Source organism: Acidocella sp. (genome assembly GCF_028687955.1).
Lineage (GTDB): Bacteria > Pseudomonadota > Alphaproteobacteria > Acetobacterales > Acetobacteraceae > Acidocella.
The window spans coordinates 1-16179 of the sequence record NZ_JAQTZC010000009.1 but is presented as its reverse complement, the minus strand read 5'-3'; the positions used below and the strand labels follow the sequence as shown (position 1 = coordinate 16179).

Below are 16179 nucleotides of genomic sequence, written 5' to 3'. Positions count from 1 at the left end.
AGCCGGTTCGGCGGAGTAGCTCGGGCGAAGGGGACGGCTAGGCCGAAGCATCCGATTGCGACTTGTCCGCCGCCAGGAGAGCGGCAAAGGCCATCTCGACCTCCGCAAGCTCGCCCGGAAAGATCGGATTCCGAAGGCGTTGAACTACAGATTTCGGCAGCCCGAGCGTGCGCGCCATGTCAGCATCCGACACCCCGGCATCGAGCATCGCATTGTGCAAACGTACTTTCGCGGCTTCCAGCGGAGCCACGGAGATAACCGGGCGGCCACGGGCCGGAGACGGCAGGGGGATGCGCTCTCCGGCATCGACATACCCGGCCAGGACGATAATCAGCGCATCAGCGGCGCGGATCAGGGCGTCAGATTCATCGTGACCCCATGTTTTGCCCGGCAAACTGCCGAAAAGCACGGCAATCTGCCCGCTCTCTTCGGCAGTTAGGTCCACGGGATACTGCAAAATCATTCTACGTCCGGTATAGGTTGTGTCTGCGGTGCGCCCCCGCTGACAATTCCTGACCCCTGATCGGGGAGGTAGAAAAACCGAACTTAGCCGGTCCCTGTGACCTTTAGTTTCGCGGGAAACCTGGACATACGCCACAGGCTCCCCGACCCACATGAGTCAAGGAAGATGGTGCCCTGTCGGCGGGCACCAACCGCTAAGTTAGGGGTTTCTACGCCCCAGGGCAGCGCGTACTGCCCCAGGCTGCGTTATATCAGAACGGTAATTTTCGGAAAGAAGGCGGCCTTTTAGCCACCCGTGCCGGTCATTGTCCGGGAACGGCTTTTGTCGCCGGATCAAGCCACACCGGCATTGAGCAGTACCGGCGGCCTTGAGCATCGGCGGCGACCGATTTCTTGCAGGCGGTGAGGGCTTGCACCGGGTCATTGTCCGCCATGAGAGTTGCCCAGGCAGAGGCGGCGCCAGGTCCGGCGGCCATGGCCGCCGATATGGTGTGTGCAGAGATTTCCCCCTGTGACCGGCCGGAGGCAAAGCCGGCCGCGTAGGAGACGCCGGCGATGAGGGCAAGACCGATCACGAGACCGGCCGCGCCGCCAAGAATGACGCGCAGCCGGGCGGTTTGCAGGCGGGTGCGGGTGCTCTTTTCGACCATGACCGCGAGGCGGGGGGCGAGCTGGTCGATGATGCCGACCCCGGAGGCGTGAACACGCTCGATTGCGTCATTCGCCACCGTATCGGCCTGGGTGCGGAGCTTTTCGGCAATTTCGAGCTGAGTGTCTGCGCTGGACTCGTAAATCTCGCCAAGTGCCCCGATGGATTCCGCCAGGGCGTGGAGCTGTTCTGCGAGCGGATCACCTTTCAGTACGGACGCGGAGGCGGCGCGGTGCATTGCACCGATCGCCGCTTCCAGTTTCGCCCGTAACTCCCCCCGGCGACCCGTGGCCGTTACGGTATCCATGAGCTGATACCCGCGCAGCGCCGGTCCATGGCATCCAACCAGGCGCGAAGCCGTGCCCCGTCAAACATGCCGAGTGGCGGTGTCACCCTGCCGTCGCGCGCATCGAAAAACCGGCATTGCCGGGCTTCGATGGCTTCCGCCGCGAATAACCGGGGCATCCAGACGGGGACACTCGTTTTCGCCAGCTCGATGAAGCCCGGCAGCCCGGTCAGGCGGCCAAAGGCGTCCGTGCGCGTGGTGCCCGCGTCAATGGCAACCTCGTTCAGTACGAGGGCTTGCGCCTTCGGCGCGAAGCCGCGTGCGCTCAAGGTGAGGGCGGGGGTCAGATCCTCGGCTTGCGTGCCGAGCAGGTAGAGCATGACCGGCGCTACCCCGGCCGCTTCCATGGCGGCGGCCAGGCCGGGCATCTCTGTTGCCAGTGTCCGCAGCGTCGTGTCACCGCCGCCCAGGTCCACAATGGCCGATTGGCGTTCCGAGACGCAGTGCTCGATAAGCTGTTGAAGCCAGCGTGCGACCCCGGCCGGATTGTCGGTTTCCGGGCGAGCTACGTCCTCGAAATAGCGGGAAAAACTCGCGTTGCTTGGGTCAATGTCGGCCAAAATTGGGGTGCTGGCCCGCTGGAATGAGGTTTCCGCGATCCAGCGCAGGAGGGTGGTTTTCCCGGTTTTCCCGCGACCGGCCGCGAAGACGATCTTGGTTTTACCCGCGAGATCGACGCCCTTGGTAATCGCGGGTTCGGGTTCGGTCTGGGGTGCCAGCCCGCCAAAATCGACATCCTTACCCGCGTAGGACGTGGCGCCAGGCTTGAAGGTTGCGGGCTTCGGCTTCTCCGCTTTCGGGGTGGAGGGTTGCGGCGTGTTGTCGGCCATCGGTTTTCCTTTCATCCGTAGATTTTTTTATGCACTGCCTCTCTCTCCTGTTCCTCGGCTGATGTTAGGGGGCGTGGGGGTTCATAGGGCTTCAATGAAGCCGGTTTGAACCTGGGAACGGGAGCCGCACTTGGCGGCGGGAAAGAAGCTGGCGCCGGGCTGCCCGCCGCTACCTGCGGCGTGGTGGCTTCTCCTGGCGCTGAAACTTGAGCAGCCGGGGAGGGGGCTTTGCCCTCCCTGCCCCGGCTTTTGAGCGGGATGCTCGCGCGGACTATCTCACGGCGAAGGCCCTCAGCCGACCAGCCGCGACCCGTGCGCCAGGTGATGCCCGCGCGAGTCAGGGCATCCGCGACCGCCGCCCATGACCAGTCATCGTTCACCAGCTCGCGGAACATCGCATGGTGTCTCCGTAGCCATGGCCGCATCACGTTCCCGTCGCGCCAGAGCGCGCGGAAGCGTTCTGCCAAGGCGTCAAGTTCGGCTTCAGATGGCTGACGTTTGATCGGCATGGGCAGATGCAGGTTGCCTCAGAGCGGGCTTTTGGTCAAGAAATCGCCGCTCATTTCGCGTCCCATTTCGCCGCTCTTATAGGGGCGCTTTTCGCGGCTCTTTTCGCCGCTCATTTCCTGGGTCAGACCCCACCGTCTTCGCGGTTTTGAAAAGGGGTCATCTGTAGCAGACCAAGGCACCCAAGGGTGCTTTGTTGCGGTGCCCCGCTGTTCCCGCTACGGTGCCCGCAGCGAGCAGTTGAGGACAGCGCCCGACCCCGGAGACCCCATGGCCGATTCATCGCCAGCCGATCATACCACAGCCCGCCTCGCTGCGCTTGAATCCGGGCAGACGGCGATGAACCAGGCCCTCGGCCTCATGCTCGACACCCTGCAACAGCAGACGAACTTGCTGCGCGAGATCGCCGCGGCCGTGAAGGACGATCCCGGCCCCTCACCCATCATTCAAAGCCTGGACGAGCTGACCGGCGCCGTGGTGCAAATGGGTGCCGGCATCGAGGCGCTGCGCTCGGAGGTCAGTGACCTGCCCGACGCCATCAGCGCCGCCATGGATGGCAGCGCGCCGCCGGAGGCCCGCACAGCGGGCGAAGAGTCCTGACATGCTGACCTACCGCACCGGGGCCGCAGGGGCACCACGGGCGGCCAGGAGTATGGCGGAACACCTATTGCAGCAAACCTTGCCGCCCGAGATGGCGGTGATGGCGGAGTATTATGAGCAAGGCGTGACACCGCCGACGCCGGCGGAAGCGGCATATAGCCGCTATAGCCGCCTTGCCCCGGACGGTCAGTTGCCGGGTGGCGCTGCGCTTGATGAGCTGGTGAAATCCGAAGCGGCCCGGCTGGGCGAAAGCGCCCTTGCCCCGGACGGGTCCGCGCTCGACGCCGGCGAGCTGCACCTTCGCGCCGTCGCGGCCTTCATCGGCGCCGGGCTTCTTTCCCGCGAAGACGGGAGCGCGAGCCTGGAACGGTTGGGAATACAAACAAACAAAGTGGCGAGTCCCACATTCCCCGAGCTGCTTGAAGCCGCCATCGCCGACGCGACGACGGCGCGCGACTATAGCAGCGCGGCCGCTACGCCACGGCGAAACATGGACCCTGCCCTTGCCCGGCGGTTGGGCATCGACCCAAATCGGGGGCTGACCCAAAGTGAGATTGCGTTCCTGTTGAACGGGCAGCGCGCAGATGGCCGAGAGATCGAAGGCAAGCAGACACAGGCCGCCACCCTGCCGCTGACGCAGATTTTCGGCCTTGAGGCGGACCAGAAGCCCGACCGGGCGCAGCTTGAACGGATGCTGGCCGGCCAGACGGCCGCCGGCGAGGCGCTGCCAGAGAAGGCCGCCAAGGGGGCGGTGCGGCGCTTGGAAAAGGCGCTTGGCGTTACGGGCAAGGAAATGTCGGCCGAGCAGCGCGAGCATATCCTGTCCGGCCGCCTGGCTGATGGAAAGGAGGTCTCTGACCGGGCCTATATGGCCGCGCTGGAAACCTCCAAATCGCGTATCGGCTATATCGACCTCACCTTTTCCGCGCCGAAATCACTGTCCGTCGCCTGGGCCTTCGCGCCGACGAACGCGGAGCGCGCCATTCTGCATCAGGCCCACGCCGACGCGATCGAGAGCGTCATGGGCACCATTGAGCAGGAGATTGGCCGGGCGCGGAAAGGCAAGGGCGGCAAAGATGGGCATGAGCCGGGCGCGATTGGCTGGGTTTCCTTCGACCACTACGCGGCCCGGCCGACCGTCGCGGTCATCACCAAGGACGAGGATGGCCGTGATGCCACCGAACTGCATAGCCTCGCTGGCACGGGCGGGCGCGTGCCCGGCGACATGCAGGTGCATACCCATGTCGCGGTGTTCAACGTGGTGGAGACCGCGACCGGGCGTGTCGGCGGCCTCGACCTCGCCCAGCTCGACGGCCGCGTGCATGAATGGGGCGCGCTTTATCAGGCGTTCCTTGCTGAAAATCTCCGCCGCCATGGTGTCGAAATCGGCTTGGACTCACGCAATGAAATGATGCGGCTGGGGTCCGTGCCGGAGTGGGTTGTTGATTATTTCAGCAAGCGGACCATGGGCGGCACCGAAGCCGCCCGCGCCTATGCCCAATCCCTCGGCCTTGATTGGGACGGCATGGATGCCGAGCATAAGATTCGCCTTCTTAAATCTGGCGTACAAGATCCACGGGGGGCGAAGTCCGATGACGTAAGCGACCTGGCGTTCTGGCTGAAGATGGCGGAGGCCATCGGCTACCGGCATCGCAGCGTCCTGCGGCCAGACGAGCGCAACCGGGAGCTGTCCCACGAGGAACGGCTTGACCGTGCCTACCGGGCTGCCATGCCCTTGCTCGACAAGCAGTTTGACCGGCGGGCGGTCATCGACGGGGCCGATGCCCGCGTAGCCGCAGCAAAGGGGCTGATCCTTGCCGGCATTGAGTCGGCCGATGATGTAAGCAAGGTGACGCGGGCCTTCCGCGAACGCGGCGTTCAGCGCCGCGGCGAGGATGCCGCGCTGATCTGGGGCACCGTCTCCAGCACCCAGGGCCGCGAGCGTACCGCCGTTACCACCAGCTTAGACGAACGCGAGGAAAAGACCCTGATTGCCACGGCCCGCGCGGGTGGCCGGGATCGCAGTGCCGCGCTGACGCCGGCGAAGATTGAAACGGCCGTCCGGGCGTTTCCAGAGCTGGAATTCTCAAGCGAGCACGGCCAGGCGCAACGCGCCGTCATCGACAAATTGGGCACTGGCGGACGGATCGGGCTTGCGATCGGCGTTGCCGGGTCCGGCAAGACCACCCTGCTCAAACCCCTTGTGCGCGCGTGGCAGGACGATGGGCGAACCGTTCACGGCATCGCCCTGGCTTGGCGGCAGTCTGACGACCTGGCTGAAGCCGGCATCGAGGGCCGCACGCGCGCCGTGGCGTCATTTCTCAAAGCCGTTGAGCGCGGCAAGATCGCGCTGGACGCGAAATCTGTAGTCGTAGTGGACGAAGTTGGCTTGCTGGGCACACGCCAGCTCAATGACATCCTCGCCCTGCAGAAGCGCACCGGATTCCAGCTTATGATGCTGGGCGACCCCAAACAGATGCAATCCGTAGAGGCCGGGCCGGTCATCGCGCTGTTGCGGCAGGCCCTCGGCACTGAGGCCGTGCCGGAGCTGGGCAGCTCAGTGCGCCAGAAGGATGCCGACGAGCGGGAAACAACCCTGATGTTCCGCAACGGCCAGACGAAGGAAGCGATGGACCGAAAGGCCATCAACGGCACGTTTCAGGCCGCGCCGGGCGGCTACCGCGAGGCAATCGACCGGGTGGCCGAACTTTGGCAGGAGCGCCGGGAGGCCAACCGCGACCGTCCGGGCTTCACGGTGACAGTCAGCGCACCGACGAACGCCGAAGCGCATGACATCAGCATTGCCATCCGGGGGCGGCGGCGAGACGCCGGCGAGATCGGCGAGGATAAGACCACCCTGGCCGCCAGTGACGGCCAGGGGACGCGGAGCTACAGCTTGGCGCTGGCCGAAGGCGACCGGGTGCGGCTGTTCGATAAGGTGAACGCGGCTTTCACAAACGGCACGCATGGGAACATCGGCCGAAACGGGTCCGTCTTGGACGTGGTGAAGATTCAGGGTGACGGCCTGGTGCTGCGAAATCACAATGGCAAAGAGGGCTTTGTGCCTTGGGATCGGCTTCAGGATGATGCCGGCCGGTTCCGCCTTGCCTACGGCGAGGCCCTGACCACGCATACGGCCCAGGGGTCAACCGTCACCGAGCATATCCATGCCATGCCGAGCGGGAGCCGCCTGGTCACAGCCTTTGGCGCTTACACCTCTGGCAGCCGGCACCGCGAGCAGAGCTTCATCGTGACATCGGACGGCGCCGAGCGCGCGGAAGTTGCCGGCCGGCGGCCACTCGGCGATCGGCGGGAGATCACGCCCGGCGATGTGCTGGCGAACGTCACCCGGAATTTCTCGCGCCAGGACGAGAAGGAAAGCGCCGTTTCCATGCTTGAACGGGCGGCCAATGTGCGGCGGGGTACGATCCGCGCCGTGCAAGCGTCCCTACAGCCCATGGAGGCTCGCACAGCGGCCCAGGAGCCGACCACCAGCCTGCCGGAGCGCCTGGACCGGCGCAGGATTACCCGCGCCCTGGAGAGCCGGTTGCCGGGCTTGGCCGAGCGCCTACGGCGTCATGGTGAATCCGTCGCCCAGCTCGCCCGCGCCGGCGCGGCACTCGCCGAACGGCTGGCCGCCATCGCCCGCGCGAAGCGGGCCGAGCGGCACACCGAGCGGGATTATTGGCAGGACGTGGCCGAACGCGCCTCAAAAACGCCCGAGCAGACACAAACCCAGAGCCAGGCGCGGCGACCTGGCCGGGGGCGATAGGTTTGGCTTGAGGCGGGGTTAGCGCCCTGCCTGGACACGATAATCTCGCCCGGATACTTCGCCGATATTGCCGCGAACATGCGGCGACCACCAGAAGACGCCGCTTTTCCGAACCTTGAAATGCCCCCTCACCAGGGCGGCTCGAAGATCGGAAGGAGCGTTTGGAATTCCGGCCCGGCGTGCCGCGCGGAGACGGCGTGTAATGTCAAGAATGACCGGGCGCAGTGGCAGCAAAGGCGGTTCGCCCTTCCTTGTCCTTGCCCGATTGATGGCTTCTAAGTCCGGCTCTTCTCCGGTCTCCGTCGCGTTGCGGCTATTCAGCAACAGCAAAATAGCCACGAGTTCCTGACACAATCGGGAAGCTTCGCCATAGGCTTCATCACGGGGGTTGATGGCGTTCCCAAACGACCCGTGCTCGATCGAATGAGGTTCGATACGATCAGCCAACTCGTGAAGGGCAACAATGTCATTGGGCGAGAGGTCTTTGACCAGACGTTGGTAATCAGGATCAGTTAGAAGCGATCCGCTTGGCAAGCGTTGAAAAAGCTTGGTGAAGAAGCGCCCCACCTTCGAGATTGTGAGAACCTGCCTCTTGAATTTCTTGGCGGCTTGAAGCTCGGCTTCACTAAAAGATACGCCAGTGCGGGGGCCGGATACAGTCCGGAGAATCATGCCGATGCCAGCAGCAATCAGCACCTCATCCGACTCAAGGCCGAACAGGACCGCGCTATATGTGTCGCAGTCTTCCTCGACGATCAACCAACCGCGGCGGCGAATCTCGGCAGTTGGCTCCATGAGCCATTCCAGCCATGTTACCGGAAAAGGGGGACGGGCAAGATGGAACGCACTGAGTACGGTGCTAGGCCGCGTTTTGATGACTTCATGGGCGGCTTCCACAACGTCTTGGCCTATTTCCATGCGACCACACGATGCGGTGGCGACGAGGCCGGACGCATAGGCGGCCCAGAAATCCTCGGGCCGGTCTTGAGGGGTGGCACCGGGCTTGAGCGGTTCAAAATACCGAAGGGCGTTGACGAGGCGCATAATCTTCCTCTCTTCCCTAGATGAGTCTGCAATACCCCTTGGCGGCTAAAATCTTCCGAATGTCCGGATCGTGCTCAGGGGCCAAATTCCTGGCCGCCATATTGCGAATTGACGGATGAGCGCGTGCCGGACGGGGCGCTTGAGCATTGATTCAGAAAATTGGCCCGTTCGGAGAGCGTGTCCCCCGGCTTGAAATCGCCTCCCTTGAAGACGCGGATGGAAAAATACGAGGTGAGATAGCCCGTGCAGCTTGAACCGCCGCCCTGGCCGGCTGCCTCGCCGGCGAGGCAGAGGACCGCGCCGCACGCGGAATCACTATCGGCGCGGGCCGGGTGGGAGAGCGCAAGAACGGTCCCCAGGGCGAGGACCGATAAAACGGCGAGGCGCATGGAAATCTCCTTGGGCTGATTATCGGGTCAAACGGGGGGGCTTCAGGACATCGAGGGGCGGTGCCTCCATTGTGTCTAGCGTGGGTTGCTTGGCACTATCGGGGATACGTGCTTCAGCGCGTGCATCCCGCAGCAGGTTGGCGGCCTGTTGCAAGGCGTCCGACTTTCCCGTGCCGACCTTGTTGGCAACGGACATCCAGTAGGATGCCGCTGCCCGGTCCAGATCAGATTCGATTTCCGACATGGCTTTTCTCCTATCGCGTGCGGCCAGGTGGCCGCGTGAGATCCTGGGATTCGACGGCGCCAGAGGCGCGCGCCTGGGATGCGCCGGAGGCCACCTTCTCCCAATACGACTGAGCTTCGACACCGGCTTGCCGGTTTTCTTCGGCAGCGGTGTTGTACTCTTTTCGATATTGAGGGTCAGTCGCCATCCGCACATTATGGTCCGCGTTGAAAGCCCGCTGGTAGTTTTGGCTTGGCTCCAGTCCGGCCACGCGGCGGGCCTCTTCCTGAATTCTCGCATCGCCCCAATAGGGGCTACCGGCGTGCTTGGCGGTCAGCTCTTTCGCAATCTCTTCCGTCCGTGCGGGGATGTTGGCCCTGTCTTGTTGGGCACGTTCCTGCCAGACTGCCGAAGCCTGCTCGAATGTGAGCGTAGCGGCACCCACCGCGGCCTGTTCACGGAACAGCTCGCCTTTGGTTTTGGCGTCCATGATGTAGGAATCGCCACGGGTTGCACCCTCATAGGCTGTAGCCAAGTCTTTGACGGGGCCACGCCAGAACGGTTCAGGATCATGCCCGGCTTCCATCTCGGTTCTACGCCAGGTGGCGAAATAAAATTGCCCTGACGTTGTTCCCTTACCCAGCTCGATAGATTTGAGGTCATAGCCGTCATCAAGCGTTTTCCAGCCACCCTTGAAGATGGTGGAAACCTTCTCGTTCTCCCCTTGATATTCACCGCTCATTGGGCCGCTCCCTTATAGAAACGATTGGCCGCGACCTGGGCAACCAACTCAGGGCGGCGGAAATAGATGGCCCGTCCGCAGCGCATCGGCGGCGTGCTGCGCGCGAGAACGAACAATTCATCAGCCCGCGTGTCGTGCATCAGCTCCGCCTTGCGGAGCAACGGCCGGGCAATTTCGTGATAGCTGATATTAGAGCCATGGGAGCGAGAGGACGATTCCAGCGCCTTGCCCGCACTGCCGGAATTCGTGCCTTCGGAACTTGCCATGACGCCGTAGGTTCCGAAGGTGCTTTCCAGCTCCGTCGCTGTATCGAGGTCTTGCACCGCAGCGTAGCACCGGAAGGAGACCCCCTCATACCAGGCGCGCTTGCCCTGTTCGCCCCACTGATCGACGATTTGCCCGATCGACTGATAGAGGAGCTGCATGGTGATGTTGTATTTCCGGCCGGCATCGCGGGCAGTTTCGAGGATCTTCATGTACCCCAGGCGCGCGGCCTCATCGAGCAGGTAGAGCACCCGTCCGCTGACATTGCCATCGGCCTCATAGGCGGCGTTCAGCAGCGCGCCAATGACCGTGCGGCTGACCCCCGGCGTGGTTTCCAGCACCTTAAGAGGCATCTTCAAGAACAGGGTCATCCGGCCTTGCAGCAGCTCGGCCGTGGTGAAGCTGTCCCCGGATACGAGCGTCGCATAGGCGTCGTTACCCAGCCAGGTGGTCAGCTCGGCCGCGGCGCCGACGACCCCGCTGAAGGTTTCGTCCACCAGGCCGCACAATGGCCCGGCGAGCTGCCGGGCATAGGAGCTGGGGCTGTTCTCGTAGATGGACCGCAGGACGGTGCGGATTTGTTCGGTTGGCATGGCAATCGCGCGACGCACGGTGCGGAGGGTTTTCAGCTTTTCCGGGGCATCGGGGTCATAAAGGACGTGAGCGACGAAACAGCGCACCACGTTGCGCCCCATGCTCTCGAAAAAGTCCTCATTTTTGTTGACGCCCGGCTTTTGATCGCCGCAGACCCAGGTTACGACCGAGTCAATGTTTGTGGATGAGACCGGCGATTTTGTGTCGATCCAGTCCAACACGTTGAAGCCAACACCTGCCGCCGGGTCCAGCTCATAGACCTTGTGCCCCATGGCGGCGCGCGCCTCGCGCAGCATCGGGGCGATTTCTCCGGCTGGATCGAGGACCACGGCCGAGCCGGTCCAATGAAGAAGCGTTGAAACCGCAGTTGTCGTCTTGTAGCCGCCGCTGCCTACGATAACGAGGGAATGGGTGGGGCCTTCCTTGCATGGGTCAATTAGCAGAGGGGCCTTGCCCCCCTTGCCCCAGCTTTTCGGGTTCTCCGGGTCAAACCGATCGTTGGCAACCTTGTCCTGATCTACCCGGTAGGCTTCCCCAACGACGATGCCGCCATAGAGAGGGTCCGGACCAGGGAACCGCTTCAGGGCGGCATCCATGCTGATCCATTCGGCGCGGCCGTGATTATCGGTGACAGCAAGCGGCGATTTCACGATGCCGCCAAACAGGGGGCGGCGCAGGCGCGGGCCTGTGACCTGGCGCGAGCGAACAATGAGGCCGATCGCCAGCAATACGGGTGGGACGGCGCCAGCTACCGCGCCGATTTTGAGCCAGAGGGACACACGCGCGTTGCCAGTGTCCTGTAGCGCGTAAAGCCACCATTGGTAGAACGGGTGCGGGAAATCATGCAGCAGGCCAGTGCCGAACAGGAACACCAGGGAGGCCACCATCGTCCAGGCGACAAAGGCCATGATAAAGCTGAAACCGACCTTGATGATGAGCTGGCCCATGGCATCGGTCATTCGTCCGATCCTTCCTTACCGTGCAGGGCAATCATCGTCAGTTGAACGAACTTCATGAACACGACGATCAGCGCCAGGGCGCAGGCAGAACTTATTGCTGCGGCGTTCAGATGGTCCATTAACCCTAAAAGAAAAAGGAGGCAGCATATCCCTAAAAGAATCCAAAAATACCGTTTGAGTTTAAGGGCTTTCTCAAACCGGGCTTGAGTGCGGCGTTTGTCCCATTCGAGATAAGCGGACGCCTTGCCTTCAACCCAGGTAGAAATCTTGTCAGGATTGATTTTCATGCTGCCCTCAACAGGTTCGCGGCGGTCTCACCCCGCCTTGCCGCATCGGCGGCGAACCAGACTTCGCGGATTTCATAGAGTGCGCCTTCGTTATGGAACGGGATAATCACGTCCACCGCCGATGCCAGGAAATCCATAAGTGTGCGGTCATCCCACTTGCCGCCCTGGGGGCTGCCCTTCACCAGCGCGAAGAGCTTCTTGAAGGCATCTTCCGGGTTCTTCCCGTGGATGGTGGTAATAGAGCCAGGGTGGCCGCTTACGACCTCATTTACATAGGTCCAGGCGGCGTCATCCCGCAGCTCTTGCAGGAGTACGCGGTCTGGCCGCATCCGCAAGCTCGCTTGGAGAAGCGATTCCGCCGTGACGTTGGACTGCCCGATGTTATCCTTGCTGTAGAGCAGCCGGACATGGTTCGGTTGCGGGATCACCAGCTCAAGCGTGTCTTCGATGGTGATGATGCGGTCTGCTACGGGAATCGCCCCGATGAGCGTCTTGCTCATCGTGGTTTTGCCAGAGCCGGTTGCCCCGCAATTCAGGATCGTCAGGCGGGATGCCACACATTTTTCTAGGAACGCTTCGAGATTTCCCGAATCGTAGAGCGCCAGCAGTTCGCTGAAGTCGCGGCGTTCAGCTTCCTTCCGGGTCTCCCATTGGTTCCACCTCGTAGTAGCATACCGGCCCGCAACGGACTTGATCGGCGATACCGAACCGCCAGGTTTGCGAATCGTCAGGCTGACCGTGCCGGCCGGCACGGCTGGCGGGACGCAAATCTGCAACCGCTCGCCGCCGGGCAGCTCCGTCGCGCAAAGCGGATTACGGGGGCCAACATCCTGCTTTCGGAGCGCGCCGGCGAGCGTGGATATATCTTCAAGGTCTGCCAGATCGAAGGCTATGGGTTCGGCCTTGAAAATGCCGCGCTGGCGGATAAACACCTCACCGGGGCGGTTGATGCAGATTTCCTCCGTGGCAGGATCTTCCAGCCATGGCGCAAGCGGCTTCATCAAGTAGTTCAGTTGAAGCGCGGCTTCACCCACCATTGTCCAGGCTCACCGGCTGGCCGTTGTTGAAAGATGAATTATTGACCTGCAATTTATAAACATTCGAGAAATCGAGATCATGCGCGACGATCAAACCGACCGTATCACCCTGATTTTTTGTCAGAGTCGGGGGTATGTTGATGGTGTTCTGCAAGGCCGTGTTGGCAACCGCCTGGCCGTTCGATTGTGCCGAATAGACGAAACCAAGGGCGGCCTGCTGCGATGTCGAATTGCTGCTACCATTTCCGGCCGCCAGGACCGTTCCCGCGTCAAGCCCGCCTTGAACGAGCGTCAGCATGAGGGCACCGCCGAACCTATCCCAAAAATGGTTGTTGACTGCGCCCGGAAGGCCGGAACGGCCCAGCTCATCGGTGCCAGGCGAGTCGAGCGTGATGATGACATGATCCGGCGTTTCCGCGCGGGTCCAATCGACGAACACGCGGTTTTGCCCCTGGAGCAGCCCGCTTTGGATTTGGCCGACGATCTTGGTCCCACGGTCGAGCAGGACCACATTGCCCGTGGTCCCGCGAATGTCGATCGGCACCACGCAGGTCACGAGGCCGGGAAGCTGGCTATCAATCGCGGTCTGGAGGCTGCATGGGATCATCGTGCCTTCGGTGATCGTCATGTTCGGGTTGGCGAGAATGGCGGCCTGTTCCCCATCCAGAGGCGTGGCTTTCAGCCGTGCGCCAAGCGGGGAGCTATCCGGTGCCGGCGGTGGAGCGGGCGGGCTGCCCCCGCCCGATGCAGGCGCCGCAGCGGCCGACAGGCTGGGCAGAAGGCTTCCCTGGCCTGAATAGGCCATGATCGGCGCCGTGGCCGGGGTCTGTTGGTTACTCCCGGTTCCCAAGAAGGATGTTGGCGCGGCAGGCGCCGGTTGAGGCAGGGCGGGCGGCGGAGGCGGCTTCGCAGTTGTCGGGGGCGGCTGGGTGAATTGTTGACCGCCCCCTGTATAGGCCGTTTGCGAGGCCGCCGGCTGGGCTTTCTGCCGATGGCTGTAGAGGGCGTTGAACCACACGAAGCCAAGCGCCAACGCCCCGACAAGGCCGAGAATGCCGAGCTTGGTCCCCATCGACATTTGACGGCCGCCCTCGCCGGCAACGGGAGATTTACCCTGTTCGACGGGCGATTGATTGTTTTCGCTCATGGCACGGTCCCCGCTGCGCTGGAAAGGGTGCGGGTAACGTCCGGGCTGACCGTGCCGGTGCCGGGGTTGTTGCCCACGGTGTTGTAGCCAAGGTTGTAAATGTTCAGCACCGTCCCGCCGTAGCGTAGGCGGACTTCCCGCGTGGTTTGGTCAATCTCCACCGTATTGCCATGCACCGAATAGGTGGCCGTCGCTTCCTTGCCATCCGGGTTGATGATAAAAATAGAGGGAATGGCGGTGTTCCCTGGGAAGGTCAGCACCGTGGAATAGCCATTGTCCCAGACAGAGACCGGGGCAAGAGAATGATCGCCCTGCGCGACATATCTGTAATTTCGCGGCCCGACATAGGGGTTGTTCCGCTCACTATCCATGATGTCATTGGTAGCCTGAGTCTGGGCCTCCGCTTCGGCCTGGGCGTTCAGCTTGGCGACCTGTGCCGCTTCGGCCGCTGCTTTCGCTGCCGCCGCTGCGGCTTCCTGGGCGGGATAGGTGAATTGCACCGCGTAATAGACACCATCGGCACCGTTTGCCGTGGACGGGTCACTGACGGTCTCAATCTCAAACACGTAGCGGCGGAGCTGGCCGTCAGGCAGTTGCGTCAAGACGATGACCGGCTGAAGGGCCAGTGGGGCACTCGGCTTCAAGAACAGATAATTGCCCTTGGGAACCGCGGCCAGGTGGATAGTGTCAGTCTCGGCAACCGCCGTCACGGTTTCATTCGAGCCGAACGACACGACCATGGTTGCGCCGACAATCGTTGAGAGATGCACAACCTGCCCCGAATTATAGGCAACAAGCCGCATCCTCGTATCGTAGCGGTCCCCAATGGGGGTTTGATCGGCGTGCGCCAGGCGCGGCCCCAGGCCCGCCAGCACCACGCCAGAAAAAAGCAAAGCCCTCCAGCCTTTCATGGCGCGGTATCCTCTTCACTCTGGTAGCTCGTAACAATGACGCCGCCTGGGTTCGTCAGGCGATCGGATGCTGGGATGGAAGCGACCTGCTGAAATTGCAGGGTCGCGGTCCACGTCGTCGTCAGCGGGGCATCCGTCCCCATGGTAAGCTCGCGCTCATAGCGGACCTGCGCGACATTCGGGCCGATGAGGGCAACCGAGATCGGCTGCGTTGTGATGACGCCGTTCTTGCCGACCATCACCTGGGGCGATTGAGGGTTGGGGTAGTTGAACCACGCTTGATAGATCGTGCGCGTGTTCGCATCGGACATGCCGGAAACGATGTCGTAGCGGTATTGGGCGGTGTCATACGTGTAGCCCTCCCGCATCTGGACATACTGCCAAAGCGCGGCGCGGATGACGGCCTCGCTGCTGGACGCAGGGAGCGAGGATAGCGATACGGATGTGTCAATCGTGCCATCTGGCCGCACCAATAGATACACGGGCACCAGCTTGGTGAGTGGTAGCATCGAGGCAATCGACCAAGCCAAGCCGACATTGGCAAAAAGGGAAAAAGCGAGCGCGACAACGAGACCGCGTGAGATGTACCGGCTTAGCCGGGCGCGGAGCTTCTGAAAGGAGGCTACTTCATGGTAGTGAGCCTCAAGTTGCGGCGCGGCCAGCGGAAACGCGGTGTCGCGGTCGTTCATTGTGCCCCCCTTAGTTGTGCGTGACAGGAGGCGGCGCCGACAAATCCTGCGGCGTCGGCTGCCAGTGGCCTGCGTTGAGCGGATAGAGCGGTCCGGATGCGACCGCGAGCGGATCAGGGTTGGCGCACCCGGAGAGCAGGAGGCCAAGAGTGGCGCACACAACACACACCCGTAACAGCTTGCCAGGTAGCCAGAAGATCGCGCGGAATATCCGTGGGGCCTTCTTTTTCAGGCCAAACTCGAATATGGCGATGAAAATCCAGAAGAGGATTGCAGCCCACTCAAAGTCCATGAGGGCCTGCCGAGTATATAAGAAGTTCATTTTTTCCCTCCGAGACCTGCTCCAGCCGAAGCGGCTTTTGCTACAGCGTTGACGACTTGCATGGGGCTGACAGACACTCCACCGCCGATGAAGCTGGCGATACCCGGAATGAAAGTCATGGTCGCGGCCGACAAGAACAAGAACACCACAAGCTGTATGCACATAAACAAAGTGGCGGCGATGTCTTCGGTTGTTCCAAACCACCCGGAGGACTGACCGGAGGAAATCATGGAAACCACGTCACCGCAGTATGTGTTGATCGCGCCATCTATAATTGACAGCAAGATGTCCACCATCACGATGAGGATGCACAAACCAATCAGCTTGCTAACAAAGCGGTCAGCAACGCCCCTTGTGGCTGCAAATAAATAGCCTGGAAGAACAAACGGGCCTACGCATACCACG

Annotated in this window: 17 protein-coding genes; 2 read left to right on the top strand and 15 right to left on the bottom strand. The window is 62.3% G+C overall.

The genetic code is table 11. From position 1 onward, the window contains the following. Window positions 1-37 precede the first annotated feature (37 nt). The 3 genes from PHE40_RS02100 to PHE40_RS02090 all read right to left on the bottom strand — a co-directional run bounded on the left by PHE40_RS02100 (window position 38) and on the right by PHE40_RS02090 (window position 2287). Entirely contained in the window at window positions 38-445 is a 408-nt protein-coding gene (locus PHE40_RS02100; RefSeq protein WP_299957312.1) for a type II toxin-antitoxin system HicB family antitoxin, read from the bottom strand. A gap of 319 nt (window positions 446-764) precedes the next feature. Beyond that, window positions 765-1418, bottom strand: a complete 654-nt coding sequence (locus tag PHE40_RS02095; RefSeq protein ID WP_299957309.1) for a hypothetical protein — start codon at window positions 1416-1418, stop codon at window positions 765-767. Further along, window positions 1406-2287, bottom strand: a complete 882-nt coding sequence (locus tag PHE40_RS02090) for a hypothetical protein (protein WP_299957306.1) — start codon at window positions 2285-2287, stop codon at window positions 1406-1408. Before PHE40_RS02090 ends, PHE40_RS02095 begins: the two co-directional genes overlap by 13 nt. Window positions 2288-3064: 777 nt before the next feature. Between PHE40_RS02090 and PHE40_RS02085 the strand changes: the two genes are divergently transcribed. Both PHE40_RS02085 and mobF read left to right on the top strand, forming a co-directional pair. Continuing rightward, entirely contained in the window at window positions 3065-3394 is a 330-nt protein-coding gene (locus tag PHE40_RS02085; RefSeq protein ID WP_299957304.1) for a hypothetical protein, read from the top strand. Window positions 3395-3446: 52 nt separating this feature from the next. Continuing rightward, a complete protein-coding gene (gene mobF / locus PHE40_RS02080) occupies window positions 3447-7166 on the top strand; it encodes a MobF family relaxase (protein ID WP_299957301.1) in 3720 nt (1239 codons plus the stop codon). An 18-nt stretch (window positions 7167-7184) separates the two neighbouring features. Here mobF and PHE40_RS02075 read toward each other — a convergent pair whose 3' ends face one another. From PHE40_RS02075 to PHE40_RS02020, 12 genes are all read right to left on the bottom strand, one after another. Then, window positions 7185-8210: a hypothetical protein gene (locus PHE40_RS02075; RefSeq protein ID WP_299957298.1), complete on the bottom strand. Its 1026-nt coding sequence runs from the start codon at window positions 8208-8210 to the stop codon at window positions 7185-7187. A gap of 74 nt (window positions 8211-8284) precedes the next feature. After that, a complete protein-coding gene (locus tag PHE40_RS02070) occupies window positions 8285-8599 on the bottom strand; it encodes a TrbM/KikA/MpfK family conjugal transfer protein (RefSeq protein WP_299957295.1) in 315 nt (104 codons plus the stop codon). Window positions 8600-8618: 19 nt separating this feature from the next. Continuing rightward, entirely contained in the window at window positions 8619-8843 is a 225-nt protein-coding gene (locus tag PHE40_RS02065; protein ID WP_299957293.1) for a hypothetical protein, read from the bottom strand. 10 nt (window positions 8844-8853) lie between these two features. After that, complete coding sequence (locus PHE40_RS02060) at window positions 8854-9564, bottom strand: hypothetical protein (protein WP_299957291.1); 711 nt, start codon at window positions 9562-9564, stop codon at window positions 8854-8856. Then, complete coding sequence (locus tag PHE40_RS02055) at window positions 9561-11381, bottom strand: type IV secretory system conjugative DNA transfer family protein (protein ID WP_299957289.1); 1821 nt, start codon at window positions 11379-11381, stop codon at window positions 9561-9563. Before PHE40_RS02055 ends, PHE40_RS02060 begins: the two co-directional genes overlap by 4 nt. Further along, the gene (locus PHE40_RS02050; protein ID WP_299957286.1) at window positions 11378-11668 is read right to left on the bottom strand and encodes a hypothetical protein; all 291 of its coding nucleotides are present in this window, start codon (window positions 11666-11668) and stop codon (window positions 11378-11380) included. The genes PHE40_RS02055 and PHE40_RS02050 overlap by 4 nt, the downstream gene beginning before the upstream one ends. Next, window positions 11665-12705 (bottom strand): P-type DNA transfer ATPase VirB11, encoded by a 1041-nt coding sequence (gene virB11 / locus PHE40_RS02045; protein ID WP_299957283.1) that lies wholly within the window; start codon window positions 12703-12705, stop codon window positions 11665-11667. The genes PHE40_RS02050 and virB11 overlap by 4 nt, the downstream gene beginning before the upstream one ends. Continuing rightward, window positions 12695-13852 carry a type IV secretion system protein VirB10 gene (virB10, locus tag PHE40_RS02040; protein WP_299957280.1) on the bottom strand — a complete coding sequence of 386 codons (1158 nt, stop codon included), beginning with the start codon at window positions 13850-13852 and terminating at the stop codon, window positions 12695-12697. The genes virB11 and virB10 overlap by 11 nt, the downstream gene beginning before the upstream one ends. Beyond that, entirely contained in the window at window positions 13849-14763 is a 915-nt protein-coding gene (locus PHE40_RS02035; protein ID WP_299957277.1) for a TrbG/VirB9 family P-type conjugative transfer protein, read from the bottom strand. Before PHE40_RS02035 ends, virB10 begins: the two co-directional genes overlap by 4 nt. Further along, window positions 14760-15452: a type IV secretion system protein VirB8 gene (locus PHE40_RS02030; protein ID WP_299957275.1), complete on the bottom strand. Its 693-nt coding sequence runs from the start codon at window positions 15450-15452 to the stop codon at window positions 14760-14762. Before PHE40_RS02030 ends, PHE40_RS02035 begins: the two co-directional genes overlap by 4 nt. Before the next feature lie 10 nt (window positions 15453-15462). Next, window positions 15463-15774 (bottom strand): type IV secretion system lipoprotein VirB7, encoded by a 312-nt coding sequence (locus PHE40_RS02025; RefSeq protein ID WP_299957272.1) that lies wholly within the window; start codon window positions 15772-15774, stop codon window positions 15463-15465. Beyond that, window positions 15771-16179: hypothetical protein (locus PHE40_RS02020; protein ID WP_299957270.1), on the bottom strand; the 409-nt coding region annotated here is incomplete at its 5' end. The genes PHE40_RS02025 and PHE40_RS02020, both read right to left, overlap by 4 nt.